At 50.3% G+C, this 18,565-nt stretch carries 13 protein-coding genes and 3 tRNA genes; 15 read left to right on the forward strand and 1 reads right to left on the reverse strand.

The genetic code is table 11. The features are described from left to right. Nucleotides 1–90: 90 nt before the first annotated feature. The 9 genes from NZD86_RS04180 (at nucleotide 91) to NZD86_RS04220 (ending at nucleotide 10,883) form a co-directional block, all read left to right on the forward strand. Complete coding sequence (locus NZD86_RS04180) at nucleotides 91–870, forward strand: ABC transporter ATP-binding protein (RefSeq protein ID WP_268045233.1); 780 nt, start codon at nucleotides 91–93, stop codon at nucleotides 868–870. Next, nucleotides 845–2,806 carry an ABC transporter permease gene (locus NZD86_RS04185; RefSeq protein WP_268045234.1) on the forward strand — a complete coding sequence of 654 codons (1,962 nt, stop codon included), beginning with the start codon at nucleotides 845–847 and terminating at the stop codon, nucleotides 2,804–2,806. The genes NZD86_RS04180 and NZD86_RS04185 overlap by 26 nt, the downstream gene beginning before the upstream one ends. A gap of 122 nt (nucleotides 2,807–2,928) precedes the next feature. Further along, nucleotides 2,929–3,003, forward strand: a tRNA-Gly gene (locus NZD86_RS04190). 313 nt (nucleotides 3,004–3,316) lie between these two features. Next, a tRNA-Ile gene (locus tag NZD86_RS04195) sits at nucleotides 3,317–3,393 on the forward strand. Between the two features lie 105 nt (nucleotides 3,394–3,498). Further along, nucleotides 3,499–3,572 (forward strand) — tRNA-Gly (locus NZD86_RS04200). A gap of 184 nt (nucleotides 3,573–3,756) precedes the next feature. Further along, nucleotides 3,757–4,272, forward strand: a complete 516-nt coding sequence (locus NZD86_RS04205; RefSeq protein ID WP_268045235.1) for a Uma2 family endonuclease — start codon at nucleotides 3,757–3,759, stop codon at nucleotides 4,270–4,272. Nucleotides 4,273–4,515: 243 nt separating this feature from the next. Next, nucleotides 4,516–5,766 carry an MFS transporter gene (locus NZD86_RS04210; protein WP_268045236.1) on the forward strand — a complete coding sequence of 417 codons (1,251 nt, stop codon included), beginning with the start codon at nucleotides 4,516–4,518 and terminating at the stop codon, nucleotides 5,764–5,766. A 363-nt stretch (nucleotides 5,767–6,129) separates the two neighbouring features. Beyond that, nucleotides 6,130–7,551: a sugar porter family MFS transporter gene (locus NZD86_RS04215; protein WP_268045237.1), complete on the forward strand. Its 1,422-nt coding sequence runs from the start codon at nucleotides 6,130–6,132 to the stop codon at nucleotides 7,549–7,551. A gap of 734 nt (nucleotides 7,552–8,285) precedes the next feature. Further along, nucleotides 8,286–10,883, forward strand: a complete 2,598-nt coding sequence (locus NZD86_RS04220; protein WP_268045239.1) for a glycoside hydrolase family 3 C-terminal domain-containing protein — start codon at nucleotides 8,286–8,288, stop codon at nucleotides 10,881–10,883. Nucleotides 10,884–11,065: 182 nt separating this feature from the next. Here the strand turns inward: NZD86_RS04220 and NZD86_RS04225 are convergent, their stop codons facing one another. Continuing rightward, nucleotides 11,066–12,064 carry an SPL family radical SAM protein gene (locus NZD86_RS04225; RefSeq protein WP_268045240.1) on the reverse strand — a complete coding sequence of 333 codons (999 nt, stop codon included), beginning with the start codon at nucleotides 12,062–12,064 and terminating at the stop codon, nucleotides 11,066–11,068. Nucleotides 12,065–12,337: 273 nt separating this feature from the next. Between NZD86_RS04225 and NZD86_RS04230 the strand changes: the two genes are divergently transcribed. From NZD86_RS04230 to NZD86_RS04255, 6 genes are all read left to right on the forward strand, one after another. Then, nucleotides 12,338–13,132 (forward strand): threonine/serine exporter family protein, encoded by a 795-nt coding sequence (locus tag NZD86_RS04230; protein ID WP_326492635.1) that lies wholly within the window; start codon nucleotides 12,338–12,340, stop codon nucleotides 13,130–13,132. A 27-nt stretch (nucleotides 13,133–13,159) separates the two neighbouring features. Then, a complete protein-coding gene (locus tag NZD86_RS04235; protein WP_268045241.1) occupies nucleotides 13,160–13,597 on the forward strand; it encodes a threonine/serine exporter family protein in 438 nt (145 codons plus the stop codon). Between the two features lie 94 nt (nucleotides 13,598–13,691). Next, on the forward strand, nucleotides 13,692–14,264 hold the full coding sequence (locus NZD86_RS04240) for a glycerol-3-phosphate responsive antiterminator (RefSeq protein ID WP_268045242.1): 573 nt from the start codon (nucleotides 13,692–13,694) through the stop codon (nucleotides 14,262–14,264). A gap of 234 nt (nucleotides 14,265–14,498) precedes the next feature. Further along, on the forward strand, nucleotides 14,499–15,212 hold the full coding sequence (locus NZD86_RS04245) for an MIP/aquaporin family protein (protein ID WP_268045243.1): 714 nt from the start codon (nucleotides 14,499–14,501) through the stop codon (nucleotides 15,210–15,212). A gap of 68 nt (nucleotides 15,213–15,280) precedes the next feature. Then, a complete protein-coding gene (glpK, locus tag NZD86_RS04250) occupies nucleotides 15,281–16,774 on the forward strand; it encodes a glycerol kinase GlpK (protein WP_268045244.1) in 1,494 nt (497 codons plus the stop codon). Between the two features lie 126 nt (nucleotides 16,775–16,900). Further along, nucleotides 16,901–18,559 (forward strand): glycerol-3-phosphate dehydrogenase/oxidase, encoded by a 1,659-nt coding sequence (locus NZD86_RS04255; protein ID WP_268045245.1) that lies wholly within the window; start codon nucleotides 16,901–16,903, stop codon nucleotides 18,557–18,559. Nucleotides 18,560–18,565: the final 6 nt, after the last annotated feature.

The following is an 18,565-nucleotide window of genomic DNA, read 5'->3' on the forward strand; positions in this document are numbered from 1 at the left end:
TGTGGTTGTAAGGTTTGCACAAGGAAAACGGGAGGCCCCCCGTGTCAAAATTGGCGTATCATAAACGATTTGATGAGGAGTGAAACGAATTTGGCAGTCCTTGTTGCAAATTCACTGACGAAAGTCTACGGCGGGGGTGGAAACGGAAATGAAGTCCGCGCCTTAAACGGTGTCAATCTCACCATCGAAGCGGGGGAGTTTGTCGCCATTATGGGGCCGTCTGGGAGCGGGAAGACGACCCTCCTCAACATTCTAGCAGGACTCGATCACGCCTCCACAGGCACCCTCGATCTCGACGGTCAAGCCGTCCACACGCTGTCCGGCGACGACATGGCACTGTTTCGCCGCCGTAAGCTGGGCTTCGTTTTTCAAGATTTCAACCTACTGGATACGCTCACGCTGGCGGAGAACGTGGCGTTGCCATTGGCGCTTGATGGGGCGGATCGAAAAACAGTCCGTGTACAAGTGGAGACAGTCATGCACCAGTTGGGTCTCGGGGAATCGATGCATCGCTATCCGTATGAGGTATCGGGTGGTCAGCAACAGCGTGCCGCGGTCGCGCGTGCCATTGTGCACAAACCGGCACTCGTCTTGGCCGACGAACCGACGGGGAACTTGGACTCGGCCTCGGCGCGGGCGTTGCTAGAGCTCTTCACGAAGCTCCACCAAGAGAGACATGCGACACTGCTCATGGTCACGCACGATCCGCTCGCAGCGAGTTACAGCAATCGCATTGTGTTCATCAAGGACGGCCAAGTGTACAGCCGACTTGAGCGGGAAGGGCGACGAGAGGCGTTTTTCCAAGAGATTCTGCAGACGCTTTCGGTATTGGAGGGACACGGGCATGACCTGGGGCCAGCTCATTCGTAAGAATGTCTTCCGCCGTAAACGTCTCTACACGGGCTACGTAGCGTCAAGCAGCATTGCCGTCATGACGCTGTTTATGTTCATGAATTTCGCCTACAATCCGGCAGTTGTTCACGGATACATGACGACCGGCGCGCGCGATATCATGATGGTGAGTGCCTGGATGGTCGGGCTGTTCGCCCTTTTCTTTATTTTCTACTTTCATGCCGCCATGCTGCGTCTGCGCAGTCAGGAGTTCGGTGTTTTCTTGGTGCTTGGCGTCACACCACGCCAGTTGGGCCGCATGGTGTTGAGAGAAAGTTTTCTGGTCGACGGCGTTTCTCTCGTCTTCGGGCTAGCTCTGGGGCTGTTGTTCACGAAGTTATTTTTGTTGGTTTTGGGCGACTTGCTCGCCTTGCCGGGCGCAATCCCATTCGCAGCGCCGCTGACAGCGTGGGTCTTCACGCTGATCGCCTTTCTGGTGATATTCCTGGCTGAAGGTGTGTTAATGTCGATACGAATCCGCCGTCGTGGACCCAAGCAAATGCTGCTCGGCGCTCGATCACAGCAAAAGCCACCCCGCGCGTCGCTCTGGTTGGCCGTGCTTGGCCTAGTATGCTTGGCGGCGGGATACTATTTAGCAATTTTTAAGAGCATACAATCGCTAGAAACGCTCGTCGGCTTGCTCGTCATTATCGCACTTGTCGTCATTGGTACCTACCTGCTATGCACACAGTTGCTCGTGTGGGTACTCCTGCGTATGCGCAAGCGTGTCAGCACGGGTGTCTCGATGCTTGTCGTGAGTCGCCTTGCCCATCGCATGAAAGACAATGCGCGGGCGTTGACCGTGATCGCAACGTTGTCTGCGATGGTCATGACGAGTATGTCAAGCGTCATTGGTTTGGTTCACGTGTCTGCCCAATCTGAAGTGTGTCGTGACCCATATGCGGTCATGACCTGGGAAAATCAAGCGCACCCGTTGTCGATGTCGCCAACGGAAATCACAAAGCAACTAACAGCGGCTGGCGGTGACGTACAAGGACAGGACACGACGAAGGTGATCTCAGGTTCGGAGTTGAAAGCGACCAATGGAGGCAAGCCAATTGACTTGAAGGTCACCATCGTAAGCCGATCCGCCTATCAGCGAATGGTGGAGTCGATTCGCCGGACATACCCTGGTCACACAAAAAATTTCCCGGATATCCCAAGCTTGCAGCCTGGTCATAGCGTCTTCGCGGCCAGCTTTCCACTGACCGTACCAAAACTATTCGACCACACGTCTGCGAGGTTAACAGTGGGATCGAGCACGGCGAGCGTCGTCGTCGTCGACAAACAGATTAACGAGCGCGCATTCAATTTCGGTGCCACAGCGATCCAGGACTATGATCTCATCGTACCAGACTCCGATTTCGCGACTTACCTCACGCAAACACCGCAGTCTGCTGTCTGGAACGTACATGGGTGGTTCGTTGGGAATAGTGATAAATTGTCTAATACGTTTGCCAACAAACTGTCGCAGCAGCAAGCAGTCATTACATCTCCCGTTGAAACCTCCATTTTGCGGGCGATGTCAACAATGATTTTTGCTGGTGTATTTATCGCACTGTTAATGCTACTCGCTTGCGGGAATACGTTGTACTTTCGCTTGTTGAGTAATCAACAGGCTGATCGCATCCAATTCCGATCACTCCGTCGCCTCGGCATCCAAAAGGGCGAAGTGGGCCGTGTCCTGACATGCGAGTTCAGTGTTCTTTTTTTCTTGCCATTCGTGTTGGCTGGGTTGCACACAGTTGCAGCCGTGATCGATTATCGGCATGTCCTGGCGTTGCCTGGGAGTCTCTGGCCGACAACACTCGCCGTCATGGGCGCGTACCTGGCGTTTATGCTGATTTACTTTGTGATCGCACGGTTCACGTACGCGTCAAGGCTGATGATGGACATGAGTCATCGGATCGATTAAGTTAGCACGGTCGGAAGTCACTGATACGGATATCGAGGTCATGTCAGATGGCAATTGCCAATTTTTGTAGAACTATTGCCATCTGACATGAGCCGTGTTAAAATAGCTTTCGTTCCACTTGTGCGGAAGTGGCTCAGGGGTAGAGCATCGCCTTGCCAAGGCGAGGGTCGCGGGTTCGAATCCCGTCTTCCGCTCCACAAGGTCGCGAAATACGGGCTTCTCACCCAAGGGTTCCCCCCTTTCGGGGACTAGGTAGGCACTACGCAGCGCTCTACCGTCGGAATCCCGTCTTCCGCTCCATAAGGCAGCGAAATACGGGCTTCTCACCCAAGGGTTCCCCCCTTCGGGGACTAGGCAGAACGCTACGCAGCGCTCCGCCGTCGGAATCCCGTCTTCCGCTCCATAAGGCAGCGAAATACGGGCTTCTCACCCAAGGGTTCCCCCCTTCGGGGACTAGGTAGAGCGCTACGCAGCGCTCTACTGTCAGAATCCCGTCTTCCGCTCCATGACGGGCCCATAGCTCAGTTGGTTAGAGCGGCCGGCTCATAACCGGTTGGTCCTAGGTTCGAGTCCTAGTGGGCCCACCAATGATCTTTTGGTATTACGGAAGGGTTTTTCATTACTTGTCGTCCCAACAGGTTGACCTTGAATTATTGTTTCGGGTCGTGTACTGTGTTGAAGTAACAAAACATGCGGGTGTAGTTCAATGGTAGAACTTCAGCCTTCCAAGCTGATAGCGTGGGTTCGATTCCCATCACCCGCTCCATCAAGAATCAATGAGGATCCCTTTGGGGGTCTTTTTTTGTTCAGTATAACACTCGTCATTGGTATAGTAAGATTGATGCCTAGGTTGGCACGCAATGATTAAATAAAATAAGGTGTAGTGTTGTATATGCCATAATTAATCACGCTTTGGATAGTGGAGAGGAAGTCGGAAAGGCGGGATTGTGATGGAAGTCCATCTGGACCCAACAGAGCTCGAGCGGTGGGAACGTATAGACGATGTGATTTATGACATGTCGCCGTCACCTTCAACAGAACACCAAAGAATCGTAGGCAGACTGTATCGTGAAATCAGCGCATATCTAAAGGGCAAAACATGTGAAGGCTTCACCTCCCCTTTTGACGTTTACCTAGACGGCGACGAAGCACGAAATTATGTGCAACCAGACATCACAATAGTGTGTGATCCCTCTAAGCTACGCCCGCAGGGGTGTATAGGCGCTCCAGATATGGTCGTGGAAGTCCTTTCACCTTCTACAGCATACAAGGATAAGACGGTTAAGCTACGTGCGTACAGGCTTGCAGGGGTTCATGAATACTGGATTGTTGATCCACACAATCAGTTTGTAGAAGTCTACCGACTTGCTGAGAGCAACGTGTTCCCGACAGTCTACAACAATGACGCTGTAGTTACCGTCGGTATTTTTCAGGGGCTGGAAATTGATCTACGGGAAATATTTTAGTGAAATGGACACTTTGGGATACTGTTGCCTTGAATTCAACATCCAGAATCAATTGTTAGAAGACCGTCAAACCAGATAAAGCTGGATGGCGGTCTTTTCGTATGTGAAGAAATATCCACAAACGTCTCACGCGTTAGAATGGTATTATCTACGCATATGGTAACTGGGATTACGCCCGCTAGGTCAGAAATGAAGCTGGGTGAGATTGAGAGTACAGAAAAGAGAGGAAATGGGAGTTTAACGATGTCAGACACGCAGATTCAGGCGTCTAACTCGGCATCACTACCTCGGCCAAGTGCGTATCGATGGGTCGTGCTGAGCGTTACGACCATTAGCCAAACAGGAACATCGTTCATCTCACAGGGTGTTGCTGCGGTGATCCCCTTTCTTGTCTTGCAATTAAAGCTAAATAATACACAAGTTGCATTAACCGTAAGTGCTGTAAACATCGGTATGGCCCTGACGGCAATTTTGTTCGGTCAGTTGGTGGATCGAGTTGGGGAAAAGAAAGTGCTTGTCGGCGGAGGTGTTATGACAGGCTTTTCTGTCTTTGCTGCGTCGTTAGCAAACTCGTTTGCATTGTTGCTAGGATTACTGCTCATAACCGGCCTGTGGGCAGCCTCATCAACACCTGCGGGCAGCAAGGCGATAATGAGTTGGTTTCCTTACTCTATGCGTGCGTTTGCAATTGGGATCCGACAAACGGGAGTTGCTGGCGGAGGTTTTCTCGCTGCCCTTATCCTCCCCGCGATTGCTTCACGGTATAATTGGCGGGATGCATTTATGACTGCGAGCATCGCGGCTGTCGCGGTTAGCTTTGTGTGTTGGTTCGTTTATCGAGAAGACACGACACGAGAACGAAAGCAGCCCAAGGGTGACGATCCGCCGCGGAAGCACAGCAACATCCACTCTTTGTTTCGCAATCGGTCATTGTGGTACATCAGTGTGGGAACGACAGCTTATATGGGTGCACAGTTTGTCCTCCTCGGGTATACCCAGTTGTTCCTTCACGACAATGTAAATATATCCATTCACTGGTCCGCTTTTGTGTTGGCTCTAACACTTTTGGCTGGCGTCTTTGGTCGGGTACTGTGGGGAATCATTAGTGATCGGTTTTTCAGTGGTGCCCGCAAGCCAGTGATGCTCTTAATTGGGGTCATTATGGCGATTGCCTCCCTAGCTATGCTGTTGGTGCATCGGGGTCTCCCAGTTTGGTTGGTCACCGTATTATTTTGTTGTTTTGGTTTTTCAGCTATCGGATGGAATGGTGTATGGGTTACCTTCGTGTCGGAATTGGTAGGCAAGGAGCAATCCGGTACGGCCGTGGGGCTTGGAATGACCGTGTTGCAGATGGGTGTACTTGGCTTCCCCCTTCTCTTCGGGTCACTGATTGATCGATTCCATTCGTATAACGTTAGCTGGGTGGTTTTGTTCGCCATTGTTTGTTTGGGGATCTTAACGATTAGTCGAGTCCGGGAAAAGACGAGTACGTAACTATTTTATAACATACACCGAGCCATCACCGAGGTGATGGCCTTTTTATTTTAATCGGCAAAACGTTACATAATTATCTGTAAGTTGCATTACAAAAAGTAAGCTGTAGAATTAATTTATTTGCTATATACAAGCAAAAATCAGAAGTAGAGTACCAAACAATTAACCAGATGCGAACGCCATTCGGCAAGCCAAAGTGATCACGAAAAATAGGATTTGCTCAGTTACGGAGTAGTGAGTGAGGCGCTTATCGACTGGTATATCTAGAATTGCCCGCTCGTGCAATACATATCCTGGCATCGCACATACACACAATAGGGACTATGTCAGAGCATACTTGGTGGATCGCCTGCTGATGGTGTTATGCAATGGTTAAAATTTAGGCGAACTAGGAGCGGAGAAAATTTGAGAACGAACACCCAACAAGACAAGATAAATATAGGCTTTGTTACACTTGTCTCCGTCGTCGCTGCTATTGGCGGTCTGTTATTTGGCTATGATACCGCAGTGATTTCCGGAGCAATTGGATTTATGCAGTTACTGTTCCACTTAAGTAACTTTATGACCGGCTGGGCCGTCTCTTGTTTGACGGTAGGCGCAGTTGTGGGCGCCGCGCTCGCGGGTGTACTCAGTGATAGGTTCGGGCGAAAAAGGATGCTCATTGTTGCTGGGATTTTGTTTTCTGTGGGATCGATTGGATCCGCCTTGGCGGGTGATATTACAACGTTCGTCATTGCGAGGATCATCGGTGGTGTAGGGATTGGTGTGTCATCTACTTTGGTGCCATTGTACATCGCCGAGATCGCACCCGCGAAACTCCGTGGTCGATTAGTCTCTTTAAATCAATTGGCAGTGGTTATCGGGATCTCGGCCATTTACTTCGTGAACCGTGCCGTTGCCAACGCGGGTGGACAAGCTTGGGATGTGACAACTGGTTGGCGGTGGATGTTTGGGCTCGGCATTGTCCCCGGGATCATCTTCATCGTCCTGCTGTTCACAGTCCCCGAAAGCCCCAGATGGCTGCAGAAGCAAGGACAAGGTGAACGCGCTCTTAGCGTTCTAGAACGGATTAATGGGCGTGCTCAAGGCAAAATTGAGTATGAAGAAATCCAAAGGTCCACTGAAAATGAAACGGGTTCTATTTGGACGCTGTTTAGGCCGGGATACCGCATTGCGCTTTTGGTCGGGATTGTTCTAGGTATCTTGCAACAGGTTACCGGTATTAACGCGATTATGTACTATGCGCCCGAAATCTTTAAACACACGGGTGCCGGCACGAACGCCCAGTTGACGCAGACGATCATTGTCGGTGCGGTTAACTTGGTGTTTACACTTGTTTCGCTGTGGTTGATCGACAAGTTAGGCCGCAAAGCGCTACTTCTCATAGGAACCGCTGTGATGACCATCAGCTTGTTCGTCGTTGGCTATGAGTTCCATTCTGGGCATTCGTCCAGTGCGTTGATTTTGACGTTTATCTTGATTTTCGTTGCAGCATTCGCGATCTCGATGGGCCCAGTGGTTTGGCTCGTGATGGCCGAAATATTCCCGACTCGGATTCGCGGACGTGCCACCGCGATCGCGTCAGTAGCGCTGTGGGCAGCGGATTATCTGGTTTCCCAAACGTTCCCCGTGTTACTTAGCGGTGCTGGACCTGCCAAGACATTCGGAGCATTTGGCGTCATGTCCATCATTGCGTTCCTGTTTACGTTGTTTGTTGTGCCTGAGACGAAGGGGAGATCGCTGGAAGAGATCGAGCAGTCCTGGGGCAGAAGGTCATCCCGGTAATCTTCACTCGAAACAGTTACCCAAAACGAGGTCAGTCTTCTCTAAAGTGGAATTCGTTCGGGTCACGGTTCTCCTATGTATAAAGCCACCTCAGGGATGAGGTGGCTTTTATTGGTACTTGTGGAAGACGTCCACCTATTGTTGAGAACACTTCGTTTGTTACACCAACTATCTTTGGACTTGTACTGGGTGTACTGTTGAGAAGACTGTGATGTACTCAACACTCGGCGAATGACTGTAAACTATGCGATGAATTTAACCGAAATAAGAATTTGGAAAACAGTAGAAATGTCGATTGTTAATACATGGTGTCTAGTTTTGTTGAATGTATTGAATTATATGAATACTTTGTTTACTGTATCGATTAAGGTCTCAAAGCCATTTTCTTTTTTCTATACAAAAACCAGATTAGTTTGTAGTAATTGCACGAACAAGCGCTGTGTTATGTACATTGTCGTTCTTATGTCTTGAATTAAATTATTGTATACAAACCAATTCAAACCACGACTTTTCTTTACGCTTCACGTACGCCGCATGAAAAGCGCATACTTCTGTCCTGTTTGATCATCACATCACTTTACGCCGCGGGAAGGTGGTGATGCGGTCAATACGAAAAGAGCAGTATTTAGACGAAAAAGGAAGTAGTTCAGGTGTTTCGCAGATATAGAAAACCTTATTTGTTGCCTATGAAAATGGGTTCTGGGTGAGTAGGCTCATGAATAAGGAGGGCGCTTATGAAACGCACGGTCAGAACTGCATTAATTGCCACCAGTATGTTACTTTCTCCGATGATGATAGCGGGAACAGCATTGGCTGCCGCCAACACATCCACTCAGACTAGTCAAAATCAACCCTGGTTGAATCCGAATCAGACCGTTGATCAGCGCGTAAGTGAATTGCTATCTGCCATGACGCTGGATGATAAAATAGCAATGCTGCATGGAAGTACGGGTTCGTATGTTGGAAATATACCTGCCAACCCACGTCTAGGAATTCCTGCTGTGAATATGTCAGATGGCGCTGAGGGTGTGGGTAATGGGATGACCGGTGTAACCCAACTACCGGCTCCTATCGCACTTAGCGCGAACTGGGATCAGGCAGCTGCGCTCCAATATGGAACGGTTGTCGGAAATGAAGACCGAGGTAAAAATGTAACCGTTGACTTGGGGCCTAACGTGAATATTATGCGTAATGGACTTGGCGGACGAACATTTGAATCCTATGGCGAAGATCCATATCTAAACGGGTCAACGGGAGTTCAATTTATTAAGGGTGTCCAAAGCCAAGGGGTTATGGCTGAGGTAAAACACTATGATGCCAACAGCCAAGAGACGAACCGCATGACAGAAAATGATATCATTGACCAACGTACACTTCATGAAATCTACCTTCCCGCATTTGAAGCCGCTGTGAAGGACGGCAATGTCGCATCTGTCATGGCCGCCTACAACAAGGTAAACGGGCAATACGCAAGTGAGAATCAAGACCTACTCACAAATGTATTGAAGAACGAGTGGGGATTCAAGGGGTTTGTCGTGTCCGATTGGGGCGCTACACATAGCATGGTTGCCGCGGCAAACAACGGCTTAGATATTGAAATGCCGGGTGGACAATACTTCGGCGATAACTTGAAGGCTGCAGTTGAAGCGGGTCAGGTCAGCATGGCTACGATTGACGACAAGGTCAGTCGAATTTTACGAGAGATGTTCCAATTTGGTCTATTTGACCATCCGAGTGCAGGCTCACCATCGAATGTCGTCACGACGTCTGCCCATGCCGACATTGCTAAGCAGATTGCCGAGAATGGAACCGTACTGTTGAAAAACGAAGGCAACATATTACCGCTGAGGAAAGCTAAGTCGATTGCCGTGATCGGTCCCGATGGTTCGCTAAGTCCGATGAGTAGTGGAGGTGGCAGCGCGTATGTAACCCCTCCATACGTCGTAACGCCGTTGCAGGGAATTACAAAACGCGCAGGCAGCGGCGTAAATGTCCAGTACGCGCCGGGCTTTTTACCGAATGGCGCGCTGCCGGACATTCCAGCACAGTATTTCGGGAACGGATTACAGGGACAATTTTATAACAACGTAAACCTGTCAGGTGACCCGGTATTGACTCGGACAGACACGAATCTCGACTTCAATTGGAATGGTAACTCCCCAGGGAGCGGTGTAAACGCTGACAATTGGTCCGCTCAATGGACTGGGACGCTGGCACCCCCTACGACAGGAAGCTATACTTTCTCACTTTCGAGCGACGACGGTAGTCGATTGTATATCAACGGGCAACTGGTTGTTGATAACTGGAATTATCAACCGGTAACGACGAAAACCGGAAGCATCACGCTGACTGCGGGTCAACCTGTCCAAGTGACCATACAGTATATGCAAGGCGGTGGGCAATCGTCCCTGCAACTGGGATGGGCACCGCCGACGGGTGTCTCCCTGATGGACCAAGCGGTCCTAACCGCGAAGCAGTCGGATGTCGCTATCGTGTTTGCGAACGATTATGAGTCTGAGGGAGCGGACCGGACAAGTTACGAATTACCAGGTCAACAGGACCAGTTAATCGAAGCGGTTGCTCAGGCAAATCCGAATACCATTGTCGTTCTGAATACGGGTGGGCCAGTGTTGATGCCATGGTTGAACGATGTCAAAGGTGTGGTCGAAGCTTGGTATCCAGGACAAGAAGATGGTAACGCCATCGCTGCTGTTTTATATGGTGACGTGAATCCATCCGGACATTTACCGATGACGTTCCCGGCGTCCGCAACAGAGGTACCCGCGACGCCCACATCAAACCTTCAGGTAAATTACACGGAAGGATTGGATGTTGGCTATCGCTGGTATGATGCGAATAATGTAAAACCCCTGTTCCCGTTCGGTTATGGTTTATCCTACACCACGTTCAAGTATAGTCATCTGAATGTCAATCCGAAGGATACAAATGGCTGGAGTGATCCAAAGAACCCCGGCGAAGTACGGGTCGATGTGGATGTCACAAACACCGGATCCAGGGCGGGGTATGCTGTTCCGCAACTGTATATCGGTGATCCTGCTTCCGCAAACGAGCCGCCAAAACAACTGAAGGACTACCAAAAGGTGTATCTCAAACCCGGTGAAACGAAGCGAGTAACGTTTACGCTAAATCCACGGGCTTTCTCAATATGGGATGCAAAATCGAATGATTGGACTTTGCTGGACGGTATGGTCAGCATCATGGTTGGCTCATCATCTGAAGACATAGCAGTGCAGAGTCAACTTACAGTACATCACACGAATGATGGAAAAAGTACAGCAGCATCCGCTTTTTGGAATCCGCTTAACAACTGATTACAAATCGCGAGTTCAGTATTCAGTTGAGAGACCGCTAACCGGAAACGGATGGCGGTCTCGACTTGTTTGGGCTGGGTGGAGTCGTCGTAAGGACGATTGTTAAAATCGCCACGACAATAGAACATCCGCCGCCACACACGATGTGTCTGTGGTTTCAAGTGGAGGGAATCCGTCATTCATTAAATCGGCAACACCATCTGCACACCGGATTGTTCGGATATAGGCATGTTATCGGATCCATCAGTTGTGGTCCCATCATTTGAGGTAAAGCGTGGTAGCCGTATTGTTGTATTTTGCGTATGCAGTCCGAATTTTTCCATTAGTTTCCGAACCTTATCCATTAAAGGGTTAACATATGAAGACGGCGCATAAGTGGTGCGGTAGAGTCTTGCGTACTTTGCTGTTAGCCTCGGATAATTCTCGCGGATGGTTTGCATAAACCAAATCTTGACTTCCGGGTTCAACCGCAAAACCGACGGAATGACGAAAGCTGCTCTGTGTTCAACCGCAGCAGCCAGAACGTCGTTCAGCTGAGCCCTGGAATCCGTCAAAAATGGAATGATGGGTGCCATGAGAATACCCACCGGTAGTCCAGCCTGGGCTAAGGTCCTTATCGTCTCAAGCCGTTTGATGGGTGCTGGAGTTGCGGGTTCCAAATTGCGCCAGATGGATTTGTCGAGTGTGTTCACACTGATGTTGATGGACTGGATGTTCATCGTTTGTAAAATATCGAGATCGCGAAGGATCAGTGGGGAGCGGGTGGTAATCGACGTTGGAACGTCAAAGTGAGCCAGAACTTCCAAGCACCTGCGTGTTACAGTGCGACGCGCCTCGATGCGCTGGTATGGGTCAGTTGCCGTGCCAATGTTGACCAAACCGATGTCCTGGGCCATTTTCAAGTAGCTTCCACCGTGTCTGCGCAGTTTACGGGTGAGTTGAGCCTCCAGCACATCTGCTGCATCGTCCTTCACAAACACGTGTTGCCGAAACGAATCGTCTGGTGAAAGTCCTAAGTAACTGTGCGTTGAGCGCGCATAACAAAAGCTGCAGCCGTGGGTGCATCCACGGTATGGATTGATGGACCATTGGAAAGGCATTTTCGGTGCAGTTACTTTATTCATGATCTGTTTCGATGAGATGTTTTCGAACGTCGGTGCCTTGCGCATAACTTCACCCATTTCGTGTGCTTTGCCAAGAGATGCGAACGTATGTTCTTATTTTAATGTTTGATGAAACCGGTGGCAAGTCGCCGTTTGGGGTACCGGGACAGTTGGGTGCAAAATGGCATTGAAACGAGGACGAGAGTAGCAGATAATGGGGACTGCTGACATATCAACTATCCATCACGATAGTGCCGCGAGTGCCAACGGCGCAATGGATTAGCGTGTATGAAGTCGCCGATAAAGTACATCGTGCCGGGGCTATTTTACCGACTCAGTTTGTGTATACACGTGAGACGCAGAAACAAAGGGATGTATATGGACAATCAATCCTATTCAATTAGTGATGTGATGGAATTGTGCTTACTGGCAGGCAAGCTGATGCTGGAAGGCGGCGCGGAAACACACCGCGTAGAAGACACCATCACTCGGTTAGCGATGAATTATCGCGTTGAGACCATCAATGTGTTCTCGACGCCGACAGCCATCATTGTGTCAATGAGGGAAGAGAATACTCCGTCTGACTACACGAAACTCGTGCGAATTCATGATCGTTCGACGAATCTCCAATTGATCACCTTGGTGAACGATTTGTCCCGGAGGGCTGGTCGGGATAGACTGAGTCTTCAAGAGGCAAGGAATGAACTGCTTAAGATTCAGAAGTCTCCAGCCGTGTATTCCACTCTCGTTCACATCATCGCGGCCGTTTTAGGAAGTGGCTGTTTTACACTGATGTTCCAGGGGAGTTATGCCGACTTTTTTCCTTCGGTCCTTGCCGGTGGCGTTGGTTATTCGCTGTTCCTGGCATTTCGACGGTTTGTGTCTGTGAAGTTTTTTTCGGAAGTTGTTTCGTCCTTTACTATCGGACTGATCGCTAGAATTTGCGTGCACTTTGGTTTCGGTGTTCAACTGGACAAAATCATTATTGGTTCTGTCATGCCTTTGGTCCCTGGACTGCTGATTACGAATGCCATTCGCGATTTGATGTCGGGAGACTTGTTTTCAGGACTGTCGCGTGGAGCTGAGGCATTCTTGACGGCATTTGCTATCGGTACAGGAATCGCTTTTGTCATAGCCGCCGGCTAAACTACAGTTACGAAGGGTGTTAGGTTTATGTTATTGGCCTGTGCGGTCAGCCTAGTCGCGTCCGCAGCCTTTTCTGTGATGTTCAACGCGCCCAAGAAGTCTGTCATTCCGGGCGGTGTCGTGGGTATGATAGCATGGATGCTTTACATTGGGCTACCGGCTTATTTTCATGCTAGCCAAGTATTTTCTACATTCGTTGCTGCCTTCGTAGCCGGAGCGATTTGTCAGGTGTTCGCACGGATATTTTGTATGCCTGTCATCGTGTTTAGCGTCTCGGGAATGATTCCGCTCGTCCCTGGTGGTACAGCGTACGACACGATGCGGCACTTGGCTGAGGGTAGTTATAATCAGGCAGTTCAGTTGGCTTCAGAGACATTTCTCATGGCCGGGGCGATCGCATTCGGGTTAGTGCTGTCGGGGACATTCATTCCGTTTTTCCTGAAGAGACTGAGGAAAGCAAGGTAACAGACATTCTAAGTACAGCAGACAAGTTGTGGATGCTCCTTGACTAGCGGGACAGCAACTGGTGGACCAAGTTTCGGAAAAGAAGGTGGAACTTGTGCATTTTGATAACCAGCGGATTATTCCCGCGGTACGTTCCATGAAGGACTTCGACGAACTACTGAATCGTGACTTTACGTACATGATTTTACTCGAAACGCATCTTGCGCAATTGCCGAGCATCATGCGAGCGGCGAAGGTGCGGAATAAAAAGATACTATTGCACGCTGATTTGGTGCAGGGACTGAAACATGATGAAGCGGCCACGCAATTTCTCTGTCAAATGATCAAGCCAGCAGGGCTCATATCGACACACTCGACCGTTATAGCGACCGCTAAAAAGCACGGATTGCTTGGTATTCAGCGGATTTTCTTAATTGACTCGCACAGTTTGGAGACGAGCTATCGCGTGCTCAAAAGTTCGCAGCCGGACTACATTGAGGTGTTGCCCGGGGTACTCACGGATGTCATTCGAGAGATCAGCTTTGGTACACGCATACCCGTTTTAGCGGGCGGTTTCATTCGAACTGAAGCCGAAATTGTCTCAATTTTAGAGTCGGGTGCTACTGCTGTAACGACTTCTCACCGTGATTTGTGGGGTCTGAGTCTGTCGATTAACAGAGAATCTTGACGAATCGATTATAGGATAGTAAGATGGACACATTGATGTATGCGTTTTCTATAAGTTAATTATCGGTGTGAGATTTGGAGAACCGCGATACGGTCGAGTTTGTATTCTCAAACTCGATGTTTTGCGGTTCTTTTGTTTGTTACCATGCGAGGTGATTGGCAATTCGATATTTTGCCTAATTGTGTAAGCGTTTTATCTCATGCGAAGAAAAAATTGGACTAGGGGGCGTACCGAATGTCATATTTTTTAGCAGAACTGATTGGCACATTTCTCTTAATTCTATTAGGAGACGGTGTCGTTGCTGGCGTCGTTCTTAAAAAATCAAAGGCGGAAAACGCGGGCTGGGTGGTCATTACCATTGGTTGGGGTCTTGCCGTGATGGTTGGGGCTTACGCTGTTGGGCACTATTCCGGAGCGTACCTCAATCCAGCGTTGACCATCGCCTTTGCCGTGGCGGGCAAACTTGCGTGGGCAAAAGTCCTGCCCATGATAGTGGCACAGCTCATCGGTGCCTTCCTCGGCGCCGTCGTTGTCTGGCTGCATTACCTCCCGCACTGGAAAGAAACGAGCGACCCGGAAGCAAAACTGGCTATCTTCGCAACAGGACCAGCCATTCGCAGTCCATTTGCGAACTTGCTGAGTGAAGTCATTGGAACGTTTGTACTGGTTCTGGCACTTCTCGCGTTTGGTGCAAAAGGCGTCGTTATGGCGAACGGGCTGTCGACATTCGTCACAGCGTGGTTGATTGTAGCCATTGGTATGTCGCTTGGCGGAACGACAGGATACGCCATCAATCCGGCTCGCGACCTCGGTCCCCGTCTGGCACACGCTGTTCTGCCAATCGCGGGGAAGGGCAGTTCCGATTGGGGCTATGCCTGGATTCCTATCGTGGGACCGATTTTGGGTGGAATCATCGCTGCTTACTTTTATCTTGGATTCTTTCACTGACGTCGCGTCGGATTCTCAAATTTACGTTGTAGCATCATCGCCTGTCACAGATTAAGGGGGAGTTAATCGTGGAAAAGAAATACGTGATGGCAATTGACCAAGGTACGACGAGTTCGCGTGCAATTTTGTTTGATAAGGCGGGGCAGATCGTAGCCGTGTCGCAAAAGGAATTTACCCAGATCTTCCCGCAAAGTGGTTGGGTTGAACACGATGCCATGGAAATTTGGGGATCTGTGCAAAGTGTCATTTCGGAACTGTTGGCAACCCACCAAGTGACGGCGCAGGAAATTGCCGCTATCGGTATTACAAATCAGCGCGAAACCGCCGTCGTGTGGGATAAGACGACAGGTCAACCCGTATATAACGCTATCGTTTGGCAGTCGCGCCAAACGGCTGACATCTGCGAAGAGTTGAAGCAGAAAGGTTACGACGATTTGTTCCGCTCCAAAACGGGACTGCTCATCGACGCGTACTTCTCCGGGACCAAGGTGAAATGGATTCTCGATCACGTCCCAGGCGCACGTGAAAAAGCCGAGAAGGGCGATTTACTCTTCGGAACCATCGACACGTGGTTAGTATGGAAGCTATCGGGTGGTCAGAAACACGTCACGGATTACACGAACGCATCTCGCACGCTGATGTACAACATTTTCGACTTAAAGTGGGACGAAGAGCTCCTCGATATTCTGACGGTCCCGTCATCGATGCTTCCAGAGGTTCATTCATCGTCTGAGGTTTACGCACATACGGAGAAAGCGCTCTTTTTTGGACAGGAAATTCCTATCGCCGGGATCGCTGGGGACCAACAGGCGGCCCTGTTCGGTCAGGCATGTTTCGAGCCGGGCATGGCAAAAAACACGTACGGGACAGGTTGCTTTATGCTCATGAACACAGGTGAGAAAGCTGTACGATCGGAACACGGGCTTTTGACAACTATTTCCTGGGGAATTGACGGCAAGGTTGAGTACGCACTGGAAGGATCCATCTTTGTTGCAGGGTCGGCTATTCAGTGGCTCAGAGATGGGCTGCGCATGTTGAAGAGTGCACCGGAGAGTGAATCGTACGCGACGAAGGTAGATTCCACGGATGGGGTTTACTTGGTCCCGGCCTTTGTCGGGCTTGGCACGCCGTACTGGGACAGCGATGCACGAGGTGCCATCTTTGGGTTGACACGGGGAACGCAAAAGGAACACTTTATCCGCGCGACATTGGAATCGCTCGCATATCAGACCAAGGACGTTCTAGATGCCATGGAGGCGGATTCGTCGATTCAGCTGAAGAAACTCCGGGTAGACGGTGGGGCTGCGGCGAACAACTTCTTGATGCAGTTCCAAAGTGACATTCTCGGGGTTCCTGTGGAGCGTCCGGTTGTCGTCGAAACAACGGCACTTGGCGCAGCTTATCTCGCAGGTCTTGCCGTCGGCTTCTGGGATAGCAGGGATGAGATTGCGAGCAACTGGCGGATCGACAGGACGTTTGATGTCCAAATGGATGACAGTGACAGAACATCGTTATATAATGGATGGGTGAAGGCAGTTAACGCAACTCGAGCATTTAAGTAAAACCCGCATGGTCGGGTCTGACAAGTTAATATACCTGGTTGTGAGACAAGGAGAAAACCACAGGCTGGATGCACACACTACGTGTATCCGGTACTGTGGTTTTCTTGCTATTAGGAGCGATGTGACATGAGTGGGGATTTCTCAGTAACCCGTAGAAAGAATATGGTAAGTCGGCTTCGCGATGAGGAACTGGACTTGCTCGTTATTGGCGGGGGGATCACCGGTGCGGGTATTTTGCTGGACGCGCATGTTCGCGGTGTTCGGACGGGCCTCATCGAAATGCAGGACTTCGCGGCGGGCACTTCGAACCGATCCACCAAGCTGGTACACGGTGGGCTTCGATATTTGAAGCAGTTCGAGGTAGGGCTTGTCGCTGAAGTGGGCAAAGAGAGAGCCATCGTCTATGAAAATGGACCGCACATCACCACGCCGGTCTGGATGCTCCTGCCCATCATTCAGGGCGGAACATATGGAAAACTGGCGAGTTCCATTGGCATTTTCGTTTACGACATCCTCGCCGGTGTGAAACGAAGTGAACGGCGCAAGATGCTTTCGTATGACGAGACGTTGGCGAAAGAGCCGCTGCTACGGACAGACGGCCTCAAGGGTTCGGGATACTACGTCGAATATCGAACCGATGATGCCCGGCTGACGTTAGAGATCTTGAAAGAGGCGGTCGATCGCGGTGCAACTGCCGTCAACTACACAAAAGCCACGAAGCTCCTCTACGAGGATGGCAAAGTGGTTGGTGTAACGGCTAAAGATCTGCTTACGGGAGAAGAGTACGAGATTCGTGCCAAGAAAGTGGTCAATGCGACCGGTCCGTGGGTGGATGTGCTGCGGGAGATGGACGGATCGAAAAAGGGAAAGACGCTTCACCACACAAAAGGTGTTCACATCGTCGTCGATGGACATCGGTTTCCCCTTCGGAATTCCGTTTATTTCGACGTTCCGGATGGTCGGATGGTCTTCGCCATTCCGCGGGAAGGAAAGACGTACATCGGTACAACCGATACGAACTACAAGGATGATTTGATTTACCCTCGGATGACCGTCGAGGATAGAGACTATCTGATCAAGTGCGTAAACTTTATGTTCCCGTCGGTCAAGTTGACTGCCGAAGATGTGGAGTCCAGTTGGACGGGCGTCAGACCGCTCATTCACGAAGAGGGTAAGGATCCATCGGAAATATCGCGGAAAGATGAAGTGTTCCGGTCGGAAAGTGGACTGTTTACCATTGCGGGCGGAAAGCTCACTGGTTACCGGAAAATGGCGGACAAAGTGGTCAGCATGGTGACGGAAGAGCTCGCCCGGGAGACGAACCGTCAGTTCCCTGGCTGTACAACGGAGCATATTGCGTATTCTGGGGGTAAGTTTGGCGGATCGGAGCATTTACAGCCGTTCCTGGCCGAACAGACACAAAGTGGCGTCAGCCTCGGGCTGACGAAGGACGAAGCCCGCAAGCTGGCATATCGGTATGGTACCAACGTCCATCAAGTATTCGACATCATCCGGACTCGACGTGATGAACTGGAGGCTAGCGGTTTGTCACCTGAAGTGTTCGGCGCGCTCACGTACGGCTTGGAACATGAAATGGTCGCGACCCCATCTGACTTTTTCATTCGGCGCACAGGAAGCCTGTATTTCGACATTGCTTGGGTCCACACGTGGAAGGATGCTGTTGTTCGATATATGGCTGAGCAGCTTCACTGGTCGGAAGAACAACGTAGTCGGTATGAACAGGACTTGGCGGAGCGGATCAAGGAAGCGACTGAAGCGGTGTGAGGCGGA

This window comes from Alicyclobacillus dauci (assembly GCF_026651605.1).
Classification (GTDB): Bacteria; Bacillota; Bacilli; order Alicyclobacillales; family Alicyclobacillaceae; genus Alicyclobacillus; species Alicyclobacillus dauci.